Source organism: Pseudochrobactrum sp. sp1633 (assembly GCF_030376605.1).
In the GTDB taxonomy this organism is placed as follows: Bacteria; Pseudomonadota; Alphaproteobacteria; order Rhizobiales; family Rhizobiaceae; genus Pseudochrobactrum.
The window spans coordinates 142,815-158,811 of record NZ_JARRAE010000002.1 but is presented as its reverse complement, the minus strand read 5'-3'; the positions used below and the strand labels follow the sequence as shown (position 1 = coordinate 158,811).

Genomic DNA, 15,997 nt, shown 5'->3' with positions numbered 1-15,997 from the left:
TTAAGACTGAATCGTTGGAACCGCTGTAACTATTTGTTTTGACGCATTATCCGACGCAAAACCGCTTCGCACTTTTGCTGGAAATGCTCTAAGCTGTCAGTTCTGCGACCAGCGTATTGAGCAGCAAAGCACCATCCGGCGTTGCACGCAGGAAACGCTCATCGCGCAGTTCCAGCAATTTTTGTTCCACAAGCTGCTGCACCCGCTGCGGGTTGAGCCCGTGGCCGGTCAGTTTCTGATAGCGGTTGAGATCAACACCCTCTTTCAGGCGCAGCCCCATCATCAGAAACTCATCGCCTTCCTGCTCAGAGGTCAGATATTCTTCTTCGATAATACCGTGGCCGGAGGCTTCAACCTTATCCACCCATGTTTCAGGATGCTTCTCGGTAATTGTCACCGTACGGGTGCCATTCTCGCGGAACCGCCCATGCGCACCGGGGCCGATGCCGACATATTCGCCATAGCGCCAATAGACCAGATTATGCTGGGACTCGCGCCCCGCAACCGCATGATTGGAAATCTCATAGGCAGGCAGACCAAGCTCTGCGGTCACCCGCTGCGTTTCTTCATAGAGCGCAGCCGCATGGTCAGGCTCCGGCGTGGTCAGCTTGCCTGCTTTCCAGAGATTATAGAACTGCGTGCCTTCCTCAATTGTCAGCTGATAAAGCGACAAATGATCAGCAGCGAGTGCTATCGCCTCGCGCAATTCTGCATTCCAGTCAGCAATCGTCTGGTCAGGGCGGGCATAGATCAGATCAAAGGACAGGCGCGGAAAAATCTCACGCGCCAGACCAATCGCCACTTTCGCCTCAGCCACGGAATGCAAACGCCCGAGACGCTTCAGATCGCGGTCATTGAGCGCCTGTACGCCCAGCGAAACACGATTCACACCGGCAGCGCGGTAGCCGCGAAAACGGTCTGCCTCCACACTGGTCGGATTGGCTTCCAGCGACACCTCAATATTATCGGCAACGGACCAGTATTTGGCGATACCGTCCAGCAAAGCACCGACGGTCTGCGGCTGCATCAGTGATGGCGTACCACCACCTAAGAAAATACTGGTGACAGTGCGAGGCCCTGTCCGCTCGCGCAACGTCGCCATTTCGCGCAAAAAGCTCTGCGCAAAACGTGGCTGATCCACCGGCTGATGGCGAACATGCGAATTAAAATCGCAATAAGGACATTTGGCCATACAGAACGGCCAATGCAGATAAATGCCAAAGGCATGATCCCCGTCTGCCTGCAAGATGGGCAACGCGTTCACCACGGCTGGATTGGCAGCAGACAGGGACTGCATCAATTTACATCCGCCGCTGCAAATTTCGCCTCAGCAAAGAGTTTGAAAGCACGGGCACGGTGCGACAGCGCATGCGTATCACCCGGCTTCCAGCCGTGTTTTTCCGTTGCAGTCATTTCACCAAAAGTCTTGTCATAACCATCCGGCAGGAACAGCGGGTCAAAGCCGAAACCGTCATTGCCGCGTGGTGTCACAATCTGACCTTCCACTTCTCCGCGGTAATATTCCGCATGACCATCCGGCCAGCACAGGCAGATCACGGAAACAAAGCGGCCTTTGCGTTGTTCAGGCTGCATCGCGCCTGCGGCTGCAAGCTTATCGATGACTTTGCCCATCGCCATGTTGAAATCACGACTGCCATCCGGCAGTTCTGCCCAGTTTGCAGTATAAACACCAGGCTCACCGCCCAGCGCATCAACCATCATGCCGGAATCATCCGAGAGAGCAGGCAGGCCGGTTGCCTCAGCAGCAGCGAATGCTTTGATATAAGCATTCTGCTCAAAGGTCGTGCCGGTTTCATCTGGCTCCGGCAGACCAAGCTGGCCAGCGGACTGCGTATCAAAACCGAAAGGTCCGATCAGATCGGCAAACTCTTTGAGCTTACCCGCATTGTGACTTGCAACAACCAGCTTGCCTTTGTTCAGCTCTCTCATCAGTTTATCCATTATTCCATAATTTGGGTTCAGCGAATTCCAGTGAATTACCGGAAGGATCGCGGATGTAAAGTGAGCGCGCGCCATTCGGCCAGTCAAATTCGCGCTCAATCTCTATGCTATGCTGCGTAAAATGCTGTTTCCATGCCGCAATTTCCTCGCGGCTGGCAGCAAAGCACATATGACCTGCGCCTGTCGTGCCGTGGGTCGGAATGGGCAATGCGCCTTCCGGTGCCGGTTTTACTGTCTCTTTGGCATCAAAAACCAGCAAAATCCCCTTACCGCAACGGAAAAATGCATTGCGGTGATTATAAGGAAGCGCCAGTTCCAGCCCCAGAATACCGCGATAAAAATGCACCGCTTCCTCGATATCGCGCACATAGAGTGCAGATTCAAGTATTTGTTTCGGTTTCAACTGTCCGGTCTGCATTATGAATATCCTTTCGATAATCATCATCGTGCAAAATGTTCCGGTCTGTTTATAGCAGGTTCCGGAACATTCTCTGCTCACGATCAGGTGAGTTATCCAAGTGTATTATTGGATAATTCACAATGCAGTCAGAAACGCTGGCAGCAGCTTAAGCGACAGCCATTTTCTGCAGGTTAACCAGACGTTTGATACCGTTGCGTGCCAGTACCATCAGCGCCGCGAACTCTTCATCCGAGAATGGTTCACCTTCGGCAGTGCCCTGCACTTCAACGATACCGCCGCGACCAGTCATGACGAAATTCGCATCGGTCTGCGCAGATGAATCCTCCGGATAATCCAGATCAATCACCGGTGTGCCTTCGTAAATACCGCAAGAAATAGCAGCAACATGGTCTTTGAGAACCTTGTCCACTTTCACCATCTGGCGGGCTTCCATCCAGCGCAGGCAATCATGCAAAGCAACCCAGCCGCCGGTAATCGCCGCAGTGCGGGTGCCGCCGTCGGCCTGGATAACATCGCAGTCAACGGTGATCTGATATTCGCCCAGTGCCTGCATATCGACAACAGCACGCAATGAGCGGCCGATCAGACGCTGAATTTCCTGTGTACGACCACCCTGCTTGCCGCTGGCAGCTTCGCGGCGCATACGATCGCCGGTTGAGCGTGGCAGCATGCCATATTCCGCTGTGACCCAGCCCTTGCCGCTGTTGCGCATCCAGCCCGGAACTTTTTCTTCAAGGCTCGCGGTGCAAAGCACATGGGTATCGCCGAATTTCACAAGGCACGAGCCTTCTGCATGTTTGGAAATACCGCGTTCAAAAGAGATGGCACGCATTTCGTCCGGAGTGCGCTTGGATGGACGCATGGATTTTCCTTTTAAAACAATGCCGCGTCAAAACATGGCGGCAGCCTGATTATAATCTGATGACACCTTTGAAAGGCAGTTATCCTGCTTCTAGAGCAGTTTCAGGAAAAGTGGAACCGCCTTCGCGGGGAAAATAGTTCGCCGGACTATTTCCCTACCCCGCTGCGATCCGTCCGAAACTGCGTCAAGCAAAGAGGCAGAGTGGTTTTAAAATAAACCACTCTGTACCGAACCGGCCAAATTTAAAGGAAAATCGAAAAGCAATTACGCAAACAGCGGATCCTGCCCTTTGCCCCCGCAGCACAATAGCCTATATATTGCTCATACAAGGAGCAAACCAGCGAATGATCAGATCAGACCGTGCAGACAAGATACACGCCCCTTTTCAGGTGCTGGATCAGCGTTCGCGCGATATTTTCCAGCGCATTGTTGAAAGCTATCTGAATGATGGCGAGCCTGTCGGCTCGCGCAATCTGTCCCGTCTGCTGCCTTTATCCCTCTCTCCGGCAACAATCCGCAATGTGATGAGCGATCTGGAACATCTGGGGCTGGTCTATTCTCCTCATGTTTCCGCAGGCCGTATGCCGACCCAACTGGGCTTACGCTTCTTTGTCGACGCCTTCATGGAAGTCAGCGATCTGCCTGCCGCTGAACGCAGTAGTATTGAACATCAGGTGCGTGCCGCAGGGCATAACAATTCTGTCGAGCATGTGCTGACGGAAGCGAGCCAGATCCTGTCCGGCCTGTCGCGCGGTGCCGGTCTGGTACTGGCCACCAAAGCCGAAGGCGCACTCAAACATATCGAGTTTGTGCGGCTTGATCCTGTACGCGCTCTGGCGGTGATGGTCACCCAGAGCGGCGACGTGGAAAACCGTGTGATTGATCTGCCGCCCGGTGTAACCGCCTCGCAGCTGATTGAAGCCTCGAATTTTCTGAATGCCCATATTCATGGCAAAACTCTTGCTGAAGCCCGCATCCAGATTGAAGCCCTGCGTGAAGAAACCCGTCAGGCTCTCGACAGTCTCTCTCAGCACTTGGTGGAACAGGGGCTGGCCGTGTGGAGCGGCGCATCAAGCGACCAGCAGACAAGACTGATTGTGCGCGGACGCTCAAATCTGTTGGAAAACATTTCTGCGCAAGATGATCTGGAGCGGTTACGGCTGCTCTTTGATGATCTGGAAACCAAAGAGGGCATGATCCAGCTGCTGGATCTTGCCGAAGCCGGATCGGGTGTGCGGATTTTCATCGGCTCGGAGAATAAATTATTTTCCCTGTCCGGTTCCTCCCTCGTTGTTGCGCCCTATCGGGATGCTGAACAGCGGGTGATCGGCGCGCTCGGTGTCATTGGCCCCACAAGGCTCAATTATGCCCGTATCGTACCGATGGTGGATTATACCGCTTCGCTGGTTTCCCGCCTGTTACGCGGATAAAGCGGTTTCCGCTTTCCTGAAACGGCTCTAAAATCTGATTAAACCTGTTATTTTGCCGCGTCACAGAGCAACGGCCTTGATTTTCAGGACACAAACATCGATATCCCAGACAATATGATTCAAGACGGAAGAGACTAATGGCTGACGAAAACAAAAACAGCGAAAACCCAGATCTTGGCCAGCGCGACCTTAACAATCCGCGTGATCGTGATGCTCTGAAGCGTGCCGCTGATGATTTTCTGAAAGCACGCAAGGACGAAGCAGTTGCGGAAGCTGAAGAAGATGCAGCGTTAGACGACGATGCAATCAGCCCGATGGCTGAGTTGCAGGTTGCGAACAATGCACTGAAAGATCAGATGATGCGTCTGGCTGCGGATATGGAAAATCTGCGTAAGCGCACCGCCCGTGAAATGCAGGATGCGAAAGCCTATGCGGTCACTAATTTTGCCCGTGACATGCTTTCAGTATCCGACAATCTGCGTCGTGCATTGGATGCTATTCCTGCTGATGCGCTCGCTGAAGACACAGGTCTGAAAGCACTGGCTGAAGGCGTGGAAATGACTGAACGCGCAATGCTGAACGCTCTTGAGCGCCACGGCGTTACCCAGCTTTCACCGGAAGGGCAGAAATTCGACCCGAATTTCCATCAGGCGATTTTTGAAGTACCGAATCCTGATGTGCCGAACAACACAGTTGTTCAGGTCATGCAGACCGGTTTTGCAATCGGTGACCGCGTTCTGCGTCCGGCAATGGTCGGCGTGTCACGCGGCGGTCCGAAAGAATAAAAACATTCTGATATTGCGGCTTATCATCAGTCGCTCAGGGTAAAGACAAAAACGGGCGCAAGGCTTTCCTTGCGTCCGCTTTTTATTAGGGCACCCGCTTTTTATTGGACTGAATTTTCATAAAATTGCGCTACACAGACATAAGCAATCCGGGAAGATCTGCTTTTAAACGGGAGGACAAGACGTGACATTTATCGATTTTATCGACTATGCCGGTGTCTTTGTCTTTGCCGCAACCGGAGCGCTGGCAGCCTCGCGCTGCCGTCTGGATATTATCGGCTTCATCTTTCTTGCGAATATGACCGCAGTCGGCGGCGGTGCTCTGCGTGATCTGATGCTCGGCAATACGCCGGTCAACTGGGTGCGCGAACCGCTTTATCTGCTCATCGGCACCAGTGCTGCTGTGCTGGTCTATTTCACAGCACACCGTGTTGAATCCCGCTATCGTATTTTGCTCTGGCTTGATGCGATCGGCATGGCAATGTTCAGCGTGATGGGCGCAGAAAAAGCACTACATCTGGGTTTCAATGCATGGGTTGCCATCGTTGCCGGTGTTTTCACCGCAACAATGGGCGGTGTCTTGCGCGATGTGGTGGCGGGCCAACCGTCAGTCTTAATGCGCCGTGAAATATATATTTCCGCAGCGCTTGCCGGTTCCTGTACATTCGTGGCTCTGAATGCTCTGGGTGTACCCATCACATTTTCTGTGCTGGCCGGTACAGGCATCGCTTTTCTGATCCGCGGCGGGGCTCTGTATTACGGCTGGATGCTACCTGCGCACAAAGCGCGGCGCGGACGTACAGAAGAAGAGCTCAAACGCGACGGCATTGTGCGCTCTGAATAAGATGATGTGACGGGTAACATTGCCTGCTACCCGTCCTGTCGCTTTAATTTTTCAAAAGCCCGGCCTGACCCGCAATATCTTTCAGATTATTCTGCGGGCGCGGGCCAATTTGCTGGATGACAATGCCCGCAGCAAGAGAGCCGAATTTACCGCTTTCTTCCAGACTGTAAGCATTGGTATAGCCGAACAGAAAACCGGCAGCATAGAGATCACCGGCACCGGTTGTATCAACCAGCACGTCAATCTCAATAGCTTCCACTTCCACTGTCTCCTGCCCGCGCAAAATAATCGAACCAAGCTCCGATCTCGTAACAGCGGCAAGTTTACAGTCAGCACGCAGTGCCTCAAGCGCCATTTCAAACGATGACGTCTGATAGAGCGACTTCACTTCTGCCTCATTGGCAAAAACAATATCGACGGTACCGGAGCGCATCAGGTCAAGAAATTCATCGCGATACCGGTCCACACAGAACGGATCGGACAGGGTCATGGCAACTTCGCGCCCGTGCTCATGGGCAATTTTTGCCGCCAGCAAAATTGCCTCTTTGGCGCGCGGCGGGTCCCACAAATAGCCTTCGAAATAAACAACTTTGGACGTACTGACTTTAGAGCTCTCAATATCCTCAATGCCCAGCTCAACGCAGGCGCCGAGATAGGTATTCATCGAACGCTCACCATCCGGCGTCACAAAAATCATGGAGCGGGCTGTCGGTGCGCCTTCCTGCAAAGGTGTCGTGTCAAACGCCACACCCTGACTACGAATATCATGCGTAAAAATCTTGCCTAGCTGATCCATAGCCACTTTGCCAAAATAGGCCGAGCGACCGCCCAGACTGGCAATGCCTGCTGCCGTATTACCCGCACTGCCGCCCGACGCTTCAATAGCAGGGCCTTTGCGGCTGTAAAGCAGCTCGGCTCTTTCGCTATCGATCAGATTCATAGCACCTTTGATGATGCCGTTATTGACCAGAAAATCATCTTCTGTGCGGGAAAGAATATCGACAATCGCATTACCGATACACAATACATCATATTTAGGGACAGAAATGGCTTTTACTCCCATAAAACGCCTGCGGACAGCAAAACACAGCATCCGGCATTGTTTGCGGGTATAAGCTTTAATCGCTGCCTGCTGTTTTTTCCAGCGATGAAATATTTTCATTTTTCTTAAAGCACGCCTTTGATAACAGGCGGGTCATCTTGTGCAGAACAGTCCGGCTGACTATTTAACTGCTGACACAGAAACGGAGCCCCGATGATTTTTGACGCTGCGCTTACCGCACTTAAACGCCTGCCCTCGCCGGAATTTCGCTCCGTTTTATGGAAATCCATCGGCCTGACACTGCTTGCCCTGATCGCCTTATGGGCGCTTGTGCGCCAGTTCTTTTTCTGGCTGGCATGGCCGTGGTTTGAAAATCTGCTACCTGCCATGCCGGACTGGACAAGCTGGCTCGGCCTGTTCGCCGCGATTGCAGCCGGTTTCGTTCTGGCGCTGTTGCTCGCCTTTTTGATCGCGCCGGTTACTGCATTGATTGCAGGTCTGTTTCTCGATGATGTGGCCGAAATTATCGAGCGCGAGGATTACAGCGATGAACCCGCAGGCACGCCGATCCCTCTTGGCCGCTCGCTCGTCTATTCGCTCAAGTTTTTATGTATCGTGCTGCTCGGCAATTTGCTGGCGCTTTTCATGCTGCTGATCCCGGGCGTTAATCTGATCGCGTTTTTCATTGTGAACGGTTATCTTCTGGGGCGTGAATTCTTTGAATTTGCCGCCATGCGCTATCGCGGTGAGGCCGGAGCCAAAGCTTTCCGCGAGCAAAACCGGATCAACGTCTTTCTCGGCGGTCTGGTGATTGCCGGTTTTATGGCCACTCCGTTCATTAACCTGCTGACGCCGCTATTTGCTGCTGCCATGATGGTGCATCTGCATAAAGCCCTGAGCGGCAAAAAGCCGGTTCCACGCATACAACACGGTTGAAAAACACATGCGCATCGCCTGCCTGCATACGGCCGCCAGCAATATTGATATTTTTGAACGTGCAGCTGCCGGTCTGCAGTTGAAAGCCGGACAGTTAAGCCATACGGTTCACAATGAGCTTCTTGATGAGGCCGAACAACACGGCGGCATTACGCAGGCGGTTGAAACAAAAACACTGCAAATCGTGAATGCGCTGATCACGCAGGCCGATGCCGTTCTCATTACCTGCTCAACGCTGGGTTCCATAGCGGATAATGCACGCACTCTCTTCGCCAAACCGGTTTTACGAACTGACCGCGCTTTGGCCGAACAGGCCGTGCTAACCGGCCAGTCAGTGACCGTGTTGTGCACGGCACCAACCACAATGCAGCCGACGACAGCGCTGTTCCGTCAGGTCTTTGCCGGGGCGCAGGTCGCACCCGATATCAGGCTGATTGATGGCGCATGGGATTTATTCCGTGCCGGTGAGATCAAAGCCTATGAGAGGGCAATCGCAGATACTGCGAACGCCGCTCATGATGCCAGCAGCCAGCTGGTCGTTCTGGCGCAGACGTCTATGGCAAATGCCGCAGCACTCATCCGCCACGAGGAACGCGTACTTGATGCACCGAGCGCAGCCCTGCGCCAGCTTCTGCTCCGTGTTTAATCTTCAATCCGCACCAGTGGTGCGGGAATAGCATTGGTTTTCTGCGCCGATTTGCAGATATCAGCGATCACGCAATTGGCACAATCCGGTGTGCGTGCTTTGCAGATATAGCGGCCATGCAGGATCAGCCAGTGATGGGCATGCATCATAAATTCTGCCGGAATGATTTTGACCAGTTTGGCTTCAATCTCATCAGGCGTTTTATAGGGTGCTAGACCAATCCGGTTACCAATACGCAGAATATGCGTATCCACTGCCATTGTCGGCTGACCGAAAGCCATATTGAGCACGACATTGGCAGTTTTTCGCCCTACCCCCGGCAAAGTCACCAGCGCATCACGATTGCCCGGCACCTCACCGCCGAAATTATCAATCAGCGCCTGTGACAGTAAAATTGCGTTCTTTGCTTTGTTGCGCCAAAGACCGATGGTGCGGATATAGTCGCCCACCACATCTTCACCCAGATCCACCATTTTTTGCGGCGTATCGGCAATGGCGAACAAAGCCCGTGTTGCCTTGTTCACGCCTGCATCCGTTGCCTGTGCCGACAGCATCACCGCCACCAGCAATGTGAATGTATTCACATGCTCAAGCTCGCCTTTCGGCTCCGGTCGCTGCACAGAGAAACGCCGGAAAATCTCGTGGATTTCTGCCGGCGTATAAAGCGTGCCGCTGACACGACGCTGAGGTTTCACAGGAATATTGATCTGGTTGTTCTGCATGGCATTTATATAGTAAGCTAAAATCAATAAGCCTATCTGCAAGCTTGCCGCAGCCAGAGCTTTTATCGGTTCCGGTTCGTAAAATTGATAAAAAGATTTGACCATGAACGCACCCCACCATCCGGACGGTGCTGATCCGGACGCCTATGGCGCACAGTTTTTCAAAGCGACCTTACTGCCCTACCGTTCCTTAAGTGCGCGCGGTTTTCAGATCATGATCTTAAGCCTGCTCTTGCTCTGGGCCTGTATCGGCATGGTTTTTATGCAGATCGGCGCATGGCCGGTTGTCGGTCTGTTCGGACTGGATATTGCCCTGATTTATCTGGCATTCCGTGTCAATTATTATGCAGCACGGCAACGTGAGGAAATCACGGTGTCGCGGGAGCAATTACTCATCCGGCAGGTCTCCGCTTCGGGACATATCCGCGCTTACCGGTTCAATCCGTTCCGCACACGGTTTCACATTACCCGCAAAGATGATATCGGCATTACCAAGATGCAGTTGCTGACAGACGGCAGGACTTTGGATATCGGCAGATTTTTGCCGCCAGACGACCGCGAAAGTTTTGCAACCGCCTTTTCCAATGCTTTGATCCGCAGCCGCCGCTGACGATCATTTTTAAACCGGATGTTTTATGATTACGATTATCGGCTCGATTAATTTTGACCTCATCGCCCGCAGCCCGAAGCTGCCGGAGCCCGGTGAAACACTCACAGGCAGAGATTTCTCTACAGCTGCTGGCGGCAAAGGTGCCAATCAGGCGCTGGCCGCAGCACGCGCCGGTGTGCCGGTGCGCATGGTTGGCGCTGTCGGCAGCGATGCTTTTGCGCCGCAGGCCGTTGCTCTGCTGCGTGCAGAGGGTGTTGATCTGACGCGCGTTGCCACACGCGGTGATGCAACCGGCATTGCGCTGATCACGGTTGAAGACAGCGGTGAGAATACTATCATCGTTATTCCGGGTGCCAACGGGCTGGTCACAGAAGATGATGTGAACGTCGCTGATCTGGATGGCGGCTTTCTGCTGCTGCAAATGGAGGTTCCGCTGCCTGCACTGGAAAAAGCCATTGCCACATCTGAAACCAGTGACACGACCTGCATTCTCAACACCGCGCCTTGGCGCGATGATGCCGCAAGCCTGCTGCCGCGTGCTGATATTATCGTTGCCAATGAAACAGAGTTTGATCTGGCGAGCATTCAGCTGGAGCTGAACGGTGCAGACCGTAAAGCGAAAATGATTGATTTTGCGGAGCATTATGGCCGCACAGTTATTGTGACGCTAGGTGCTGAAGGTGTGATGGTTGCAACGCCGGATGAGCATTACAGCCTGCCAGCTCTGGCAATCAAACCGGTGGACACGGTTGGCGCGGGAGACACATTCTGCGGCTATCTCGCAGCCGGTCTCGACAGCGGCCTGACCTTGCGTGATGCCTGCCAACGCGCAGCCAAGGCTGCATCGCTTGCCTGCCTGAAAGCCGGTGCACAGCCTTCCATTCCTTACGCCGCTGAGGTTCAGTAAAAAAATAAGGCCGGAGAAATCTCCGGCCTTTTTCATAGTCTTCTATATTTTAGAGTGTTGCGATACGCTCGGTCAACAGCGTGAAGAAACCTTCATGGTCAACATCACGCATAACAATCGCATTTTTCGGGCGCTTGGTAACACCCCACCAGTCGATCACCGACATGCCAAGGCAAAGCTCAGACGCGGTCTCAATCTCAACATTGCAATGACGGCCTGAATAAAGTTCCGGCTTCAGCAGATACGCGATCACATTCGGATCATGCAGCGGGCCGCCGTCCGTACCGTATTTTTCCTCATCAAAGCGCTCGTAGAATTCCAGCATTGCCACGCAGGCATCGCCCACCTTATTGCCAAGCGAGCGGAAAGCCTCGATACGTTTTGCCGTCGTCAGCACCTTATGGGTGACATCCAGCGGCATCATCACAATCGGCACACCGGAGGCATAGACCACTTTGGCCGCTTCCGGATCGACATAGAAATTAAACTCAGCAGTCGGCGTGATATTGCCGCCTTCAAAGAACCCGCCGCCCATCAGTACGATTTCCTGAATGCGGGAAGCGATTTCCGGTGCCTTGTTCAAAGCCAGCGCAATATTGGTCAGGGGACCGAGCACACAGAGCGTAACCGTGCCGGCCTCTTCACGCAGCACAGTTTCAGCGATGAAATCAACACCATGCTGTTTGTGCAGCTTCATCACCGGCTCAGGCAGATCAGGACCATCGAGGCCGGTGCGGCCATGCACTTCCTCTGCGGTGACAAGCGGACGGATCAGCGGCTTGCAGGCACCGGCATAGACTTTTGTTTCAGGCTTTCCGGCCAATTCCGCAATTTTCAAAGAATTATTCTGGGTCAGCGGCAGCGGCACATTACCGGCTACAGCAACAATACCCAGAACATCCAGCTCCGGACTTGCCAGTGCCAGCAGAATTGCCAATGCATCATCCTGTCCCGGATCTGTGTCGATAATGATTTTGCGGGCCATAAAAGCCATCCCTTTCATCGAAAAATCTGCACACTGAATAGTGAGAATTCAGGCGCACTATAAATGTAGTGAAATTATTTTCAGCACGAATCGTAAGTGATAACGCACATATCAGCTGTTCCTCTTGAAGTGGAGCTTTTCCCGAGCCATATAAAGACTAAGAAAATGCCGGAACGGGTTTTCGATATTACGGTCGCTTTTACCGAGGACTGAACAATGACCAGAATTACACCTTTTTCCAGCCCTTTGCTGCTGGGTTTCGATACGATGGAAAAAACGCTGGAACGGATTGCCAAATCCGGTGACGGCTATCCGCCTTACAATATCGAAAGATTACGCAGCGCTGCAAAAGATCAGGAACAGCCCGTTCCGGAAAAACTACGCATCACACTTGCTGTCGCCGGTTTTTCTGATGATGATCTTGAAGTCACCACCGAAGACAATCAGTTGGTCATCCGCGGCCGGCAGAATGATGAAGCAGAGCGCGAATATCTCCATCGCGGGATTGCCGCACGCCAGTTTCAGCGCGTTTTTGTTCTTGCGGATGGTATGCGGGTTGTGGCTGCCGAGCTTAAAAACGGTTTATTATCGATTGATCTCGACAGACCGGAACCAGAACGCCTCGTCAAACGTATTAGTATAAACGTGAAAGAGTGACCGTTCTTACGATTATAAAAGAACTGTAAAGGGTTCGTCGTTATAATCAGTTCCGTAATTGCAGCACTATCTGCTGATAGGTGCAATTGCAAATGCTCTCGACAGGCAGCGTCAATTTTGAGCTGCCAAGACAGGAGGCCTAAAATGACTGCTGACAAACACATTTTTACAGAATTCGAATTTGCCCATCTTGGCGAAGGTGAAATCGCTTACTTGCGCAAAGTTCGCTCCGAAGATTTGTCACGGCGCTTCCCTGCTTTACCACCAATGGCGCCGGGCATGGAACTCTGGGCTCTCTTTGGTGCCAGCGGCACCCCGATCATGCTTTCTGACGTACGCGCAACAGCATTGGCTGGCGCTCACGAGCATGAACTGCACACAGTCATGCTGCATTAAGCCTTGAGTTTATAAGCTAATCCCCTGCAAACCCGCCTGCAGCGCGCAGGCGGGTTTAGTGTTTCTTAAAGCGCTTCAAAGCTGCTCAAGCCATTGATCCTATAAAAGGGACCTCAAAAAAATGCCGCGCTGCTGAGCATGCGCGGCATTTTTTATATTTCAACACTGCTTTTCAGAAAGAAACAGAACGGCCTGCCTGACAAAACTGTCAACCGCCTTCTCTCTTTATCTCAGCAGCTTTTCAGGCCGCATTGGATGCAGGCGGCGCAATCAAAAATGAATGCAATGCCTGCGCATCAACCGTACCACGCAATTTGGCAACCATATCCGGATCGCGCAGCAAACGCGCAATGCGTGACAGAGCCTTCAAATGATCTGCCCCTGCATTTTCAGGAGCGAGCAGCAGAAACACCAGATCGACCGGCTGATCATCCAGCGCCTCAAAATCAACAGGCTGCTCAAGACGCGCAAAAACACCGGTAATCTTATTAATATTCGGCAGTTTTCCATGCGGAATTGCGATGCCGTTGCCGACACCGGTAGACCCCAGACGCTCACGCTGAGTCACAGTTTCAAAAACTTCACGCTCAGAAAGACCTGTGAGTTCGGCAGCTTTTTCAGCCAAGATTTGCAGTAATTGCTTCTTGGAGCTTGCCTTCAGCGAAGGGATAATCGCCCCTGGCTGAATCAGATCGCTAAGATCCATTTTCTCCATTCCTTCTCTCATGCGGAGTATTCATCTCCGTAACCGGGAGGTGCAGTGATCTACTGCCCATTCAACAGATACTCAAGTCAAATTCGCGATTCTACTCACACTTTTCACGCATCAATCTCATAACGCATTGATTTCACTCATAAATAAAAATTTAAAAAAGAACCCAATTCGCCGTCATTAACACCTGATTTGCGGCATTCCGCTCAAGGTACACCAGTCACGCAAGAATTCCTATCTCTAGATAACGTGAATAAACCCGCGAGAATCCGCTGAAGAGAGCGTATTTAAACCACAGCAATATTAAATATGAAATTTCAATAAGTTAAAATATATTTCCCGCATCGGGGCTTTTACATTCAAGCCTTTTTTGCGACCAAAGCATAAGAAATAACAGTGCATAAAAAAGCACCACAACTGCACATATGCAGTTGTGGTGCCTGTTACTAACATATTATGCCCGCGCTGCCTGCGCTACTTTGGACGGGTCAATCCAACCGATATTACCATCCGGACGACGGTACACGATATTGACTTCTTCACTTCCTGCATTGCGGAAGACCAATACAGGATGCTCTGTCAGATCAAGCTCGAAAACAGCAGACGCAACACTTAAGGTGCGCAGGGATACTGACGATTCAGCGACGATTGTCGGTGCGTAATCTTCCGGCAGATCATCCTCTTCATCAGGAGCCGGTTCCATCACGCTATAAGCAATACTCTGGTGATTATTGCGCGCTGATTGCACCAGTGAACGTGACTTAAGACGGCGCATATACCGGCGCAGCCGCGTTTCCAGCTTTTCAGCAGCTGCGTCAAAAGAAAATTGCGGATCCTGCGCTTCTGCAGAGGACTGCAAAGTCGCACCGGTATCCAGATGTAATGTACAATCCGTATTAAAACGGGAACCTGATTTAACGACTGTAATTGTTCCGGAATAGCCACCTTCATAATATTTGCTAACAGCATCACGGACGCGATCTTCAATCCTGATACGGAAAGCTTCGCCGATGTCCATATGTTTACCTGAAACGCGGAGATTCATGTGGCAGTACCTCGCTGTCTATATTCGAACACAGCAATCTAATCACAAGCGAAGGCGTTGCGCAAAGCGAACTGACATAAAATAAAATAAACTTTGCATGCCACTAAAGATTAATGGGCATGCTCTTTGATTGCCACAATCAATACCTATATAGGCGCCCGCCGTATAATCGCGGCAAAACACGCCAAATAGCCAAAATCATTAGGATTTTAAAGTGTGAACTGATCGCCCAGATAAAGCCTGCGCACATCCGGATTGGCAACGATCTCTTTAGGGCGGCCATGCGTCAGAACTTGTCCGGCATGGATAATATAGGCACGGTCAATCAGGCCGAGCGTTTCACGCACATTGTGATCTGTGATCAAGACGCCAATGCCACGGCTGGTCAGATGACGCACAAGCTGCTGAATATCGGCAACCGCAATCGGATCCACACCGGCAAAAGGCTCATCCAGCAACATAAAGTTCGGGCGTGAGGCCAGCGCGCGCGCAATTTCAAGACGACGGCGCTCACCGCCGGACAGAGAAATAGCCTGCGCCTTGCGCAAATGCGTAATATGAAACTCTTCCAGCAACGCATCCAGCTCAATGCTGCGCTTTTTGCGGTCTTTCTCAACCACTTCCAGCACAGCCTTGATATTATCTTCTACTGAAAGACCGCGGAAAATCGAAGCTTCCTGCGGCAGATAGCCGATACCAAGCCGGGAGCGGCGATACATCGGCATTGAGGTTACATCAAAACCGTCAATCTCAATTGTACCGCTGTCAACCGGCACCAGACCGGTCACCATATAAAAGCAGGTAGTTTTACCGGCCCCGTTCGGCCCCAGAATACCAACCGCCTCACCGGCACGCACGCCAAATGAAACACCATTTACAACCTGACGACCACGATAGCTCTTGCTGATGCCACGGGCGACCAGAGTTCCCTTAAGACGCGACAGCTCCTGCGGCGGACGCTGCCCTTCCATCCCGGCCTCCTGCGCAGGCGCAGCAGTCCCGTCAACAGCATCATTCAGAGCATTTTCAGTTGGT

Annotated in this window: 19 protein-coding genes; 9 read left to right on the top strand and 10 right to left on the bottom strand. The window is 52.2% G+C overall.

Annotation, left to right across the window (positions count from 1 at the left end; all coding sequences use genetic code 11):
* Positions 1-88: 88 nt before the first annotated feature.
* The 4 genes from hemW to rph form a co-directional block, all read right to left on the bottom strand.
* A complete protein-coding gene (gene hemW, locus P8H26_RS02875; protein WP_289631343.1) occupies positions 89-1,297 on the bottom strand; it encodes a radical SAM family heme chaperone HemW in 1,209 nt (402 codons plus the stop codon).
* On the bottom strand, positions 1,297-1,950 hold the full coding sequence (gene rdgB / locus P8H26_RS02870) for an RdgB/HAM1 family non-canonical purine NTP pyrophosphatase (RefSeq protein ID WP_289631342.1): 654 nt from the start codon (positions 1,948-1,950) through the stop codon (positions 1,297-1,299). The genes hemW and rdgB overlap by 1 nt, the downstream gene beginning before the upstream one ends.
* A gap of 4 nt (positions 1,951-1,954) precedes the next feature.
* On the bottom strand, positions 1,955-2,365 hold the full coding sequence (locus tag P8H26_RS02865) for a VOC family protein (protein WP_289631543.1): 411 nt from the start codon (positions 2,363-2,365) through the stop codon (positions 1,955-1,957).
* Positions 2,366-2,528: 163 nt separating this feature from the next.
* Positions 2,529-3,245, bottom strand: a complete 717-nt coding sequence (rph, locus tag P8H26_RS02860; RefSeq protein ID WP_289631341.1) for a ribonuclease PH — start codon at positions 3,243-3,245, stop codon at positions 2,529-2,531.
* A gap of 344 nt (positions 3,246-3,589) precedes the next feature.
* On the opposite strand from rph, the gene hrcA reads away from it, so the two are divergent.
* The 3 genes from hrcA to P8H26_RS02845 all read left to right on the top strand — a co-directional run bounded on the left by hrcA (position 3,590) and on the right by P8H26_RS02845 (position 6,304).
* Entirely contained in the window at positions 3,590-4,675 is a 1,086-nt protein-coding gene (gene hrcA / locus P8H26_RS02855; RefSeq protein ID WP_289631340.1) for a heat-inducible transcriptional repressor HrcA, read from the top strand.
* Positions 4,676-4,812: 137 nt separating this feature from the next.
* Positions 4,813-5,460, top strand: a complete 648-nt coding sequence (grpE, locus tag P8H26_RS02850; RefSeq protein ID WP_289631339.1) for a nucleotide exchange factor GrpE — start codon at positions 4,813-4,815, stop codon at positions 5,458-5,460.
* Positions 5,461-5,644: 184 nt separating this feature from the next.
* Positions 5,645-6,304, top strand: coding sequence for a trimeric intracellular cation channel family protein (locus P8H26_RS02845; RefSeq protein ID WP_289631338.1), 660 nt, complete (start codon positions 5,645-5,647; stop codon positions 6,302-6,304).
* A 43-nt stretch (positions 6,305-6,347) separates the two neighbouring features.
* On the opposite strand, the gene P8H26_RS02840 is transcribed toward P8H26_RS02845, so the two are convergent.
* On the bottom strand, positions 6,348-7,367 hold the full coding sequence (locus tag P8H26_RS02840) for an adenosine kinase (RefSeq protein WP_289631542.1): 1,020 nt from the start codon (positions 7,365-7,367) through the stop codon (positions 6,348-6,350).
* Between the two features lie 192 nt (positions 7,368-7,559).
* On the opposite strand from P8H26_RS02840, the gene P8H26_RS02835 reads away from it, so the two are divergent.
* Both P8H26_RS02835 and P8H26_RS02830 read left to right on the top strand, forming a co-directional pair.
* Positions 7,560-8,282 carry a sulfate transporter family protein gene (locus P8H26_RS02835; protein WP_289631337.1) on the top strand — a complete coding sequence of 241 codons (723 nt, stop codon included), beginning with the start codon at positions 7,560-7,562 and terminating at the stop codon, positions 8,280-8,282.
* A 7-nt stretch (positions 8,283-8,289) separates the two neighbouring features.
* Entirely contained in the window at positions 8,290-8,928 is a 639-nt protein-coding gene (locus P8H26_RS02830) for an aspartate/glutamate racemase family protein (RefSeq protein WP_289631336.1), read from the top strand.
* Here P8H26_RS02830 and nth read toward each other — a convergent pair.
* The gene (gene nth, locus P8H26_RS02825; RefSeq protein ID WP_289631540.1) at positions 8,925-9,650 is read right to left on the bottom strand and encodes an endonuclease III; all 726 of its coding nucleotides are present in this window, start codon (positions 9,648-9,650) and stop codon (positions 8,925-8,927) included. The genes P8H26_RS02830 and nth overlap by 4 nt on opposite strands.
* 103 nt (positions 9,651-9,753) lie before the next feature.
* Between nth and P8H26_RS02820 the strand changes: the two genes are divergently transcribed.
* Together P8H26_RS02820 and P8H26_RS02815 are read left to right on the top strand one after the other, a co-directional pair.
* A complete protein-coding gene (locus tag P8H26_RS02820) occupies positions 9,754-10,260 on the top strand; it encodes a DUF2244 domain-containing protein (RefSeq protein ID WP_289631335.1) in 507 nt (168 codons plus the stop codon).
* A 25-nt stretch (positions 10,261-10,285) separates the two neighbouring features.
* Complete coding sequence (locus P8H26_RS02815) at positions 10,286-11,167, top strand: ribokinase (protein WP_289631334.1); 882 nt, start codon at positions 10,286-10,288, stop codon at positions 11,165-11,167.
* A 49-nt stretch (positions 11,168-11,216) separates the two neighbouring features.
* On the opposite strand, the gene P8H26_RS02810 is transcribed toward P8H26_RS02815, so the two are convergent.
* Positions 11,217-12,152, bottom strand: coding sequence for a nucleoside hydrolase (locus P8H26_RS02810; protein WP_289631333.1), 936 nt, complete (start codon positions 12,150-12,152; stop codon positions 11,217-11,219).
* A gap of 216 nt (positions 12,153-12,368) precedes the next feature.
* Between P8H26_RS02810 and P8H26_RS02805 the strand changes: the two genes are divergently transcribed.
* A complete protein-coding gene (locus P8H26_RS02805; protein WP_289631332.1) occupies positions 12,369-12,809 on the top strand; it encodes an Hsp20 family protein in 441 nt (146 codons plus the stop codon).
* Between the two features lie 144 nt (positions 12,810-12,953).
* Positions 12,954-13,205, top strand: coding sequence for a DUF1150 family protein (locus P8H26_RS02800; protein WP_289631331.1), 252 nt, complete (start codon positions 12,954-12,956; stop codon positions 13,203-13,205).
* 241 nt (positions 13,206-13,446) lie between these two features.
* On the opposite strand, the gene ptsN is transcribed toward P8H26_RS02800, so the two are convergent.
* From ptsN to lptB, 3 genes are all read right to left on the bottom strand, one after another.
* Positions 13,447-13,911: a PTS IIA-like nitrogen regulatory protein PtsN gene (ptsN, locus tag P8H26_RS02795; RefSeq protein WP_289631330.1), complete on the bottom strand. Its 465-nt coding sequence runs from the start codon at positions 13,909-13,911 to the stop codon at positions 13,447-13,449.
* 460 nt (positions 13,912-14,371) lie between these two features.
* On the bottom strand, positions 14,372-14,962 hold the full coding sequence (gene hpf, locus P8H26_RS02790) for a ribosome hibernation-promoting factor, HPF/YfiA family (protein ID WP_289631329.1): 591 nt from the start codon (positions 14,960-14,962) through the stop codon (positions 14,372-14,374).
* Positions 14,963-15,171: 209 nt separating this feature from the next.
* Positions 15,172-15,933: an LPS export ABC transporter ATP-binding protein gene (lptB, locus tag P8H26_RS02785; RefSeq protein WP_289631539.1), complete on the bottom strand. Its 762-nt coding sequence runs from the start codon at positions 15,931-15,933 to the stop codon at positions 15,172-15,174.
* Between the last annotated feature and the right edge of the window lie 64 nt (positions 15,934-15,997).

Excerpts from the sequence above, each read along its gene's own strand:
- hemW (WP_289631343.1), bottom strand. The coding sequence starts at position 1,297 with ATGCAGTCCCTGTCTGCTGCCAATCCAGCCGTGGTGAACGCGTTGCCC.
- rdgB (WP_289631342.1), bottom strand. The coding sequence starts at position 1,950 with ATGAGAGAGCTGAACAAAGGCAAGCTGGTTGTTGCAAGTCACAATGCG.
- rph (WP_289631341.1), bottom strand. The coding sequence starts at position 3,245 with ATGCGTCCATCCAAGCGCACTCCGGACGAAATGCGTGCCATCTCTTTT.
- hrcA (WP_289631340.1), top strand. The coding sequence starts at position 3,590 with ATGATCAGATCAGACCGTGCAGACAAGATACACGCCCCTTTTCAGGTG.
- grpE (WP_289631339.1), top strand. The coding sequence starts at position 4,813 with ATGGCTGACGAAAACAAAAACAGCGAAAACCCAGATCTTGGCCAGCGC.
- P8H26_RS02840 (WP_289631542.1), bottom strand. The coding sequence starts at position 7,367 with ATGGGAGTAAAAGCCATTTCTGTCCCTAAATATGATGTATTGTGTATC.
- P8H26_RS02835 (WP_289631337.1), top strand. The coding sequence starts at position 7,560 with ATGATTTTTGACGCTGCGCTTACCGCACTTAAACGCCTGCCCTCGCCG.
- P8H26_RS02830 (WP_289631336.1), top strand. The coding sequence starts at position 8,290 with ATGCGCATCGCCTGCCTGCATACGGCCGCCAGCAATATTGATATTTTT.
- nth (WP_289631540.1), bottom strand. The coding sequence starts at position 9,650 with ATGCAGAACAACCAGATCAATATTCCTGTGAAACCTCAGCGTCGTGTC.
- P8H26_RS02820 (WP_289631335.1), top strand. The coding sequence starts at position 9,754 with ATGAACGCACCCCACCATCCGGACGGTGCTGATCCGGACGCCTATGGC.
- P8H26_RS02815 (WP_289631334.1), top strand. The coding sequence starts at position 10,286 with ATGATTACGATTATCGGCTCGATTAATTTTGACCTCATCGCCCGCAGC.
- P8H26_RS02810 (WP_289631333.1), bottom strand. The coding sequence starts at position 12,152 with ATGGCCCGCAAAATCATTATCGACACAGATCCGGGACAGGATGATGCA.
- P8H26_RS02805 (WP_289631332.1), top strand. The coding sequence starts at position 12,369 with ATGACCAGAATTACACCTTTTTCCAGCCCTTTGCTGCTGGGTTTCGAT.
- P8H26_RS02800 (WP_289631331.1), top strand. The coding sequence starts at position 12,954 with ATGACTGCTGACAAACACATTTTTACAGAATTCGAATTTGCCCATCTT.
- ptsN (WP_289631330.1), bottom strand. The coding sequence starts at position 13,911 with ATGGATCTTAGCGATCTGATTCAGCCAGGGGCGATTATCCCTTCGCTG.
- hpf (WP_289631329.1), bottom strand. The coding sequence starts at position 14,962 with ATGAATCTCCGCGTTTCAGGTAAACATATGGACATCGGCGAAGCTTTC.
- lptB (WP_289631539.1), bottom strand. The coding sequence starts at position 15,933 with ATGGAAGGGCAGCGTCCGCCGCAGGAGCTGTCGCGTCTTAAGGGAACT.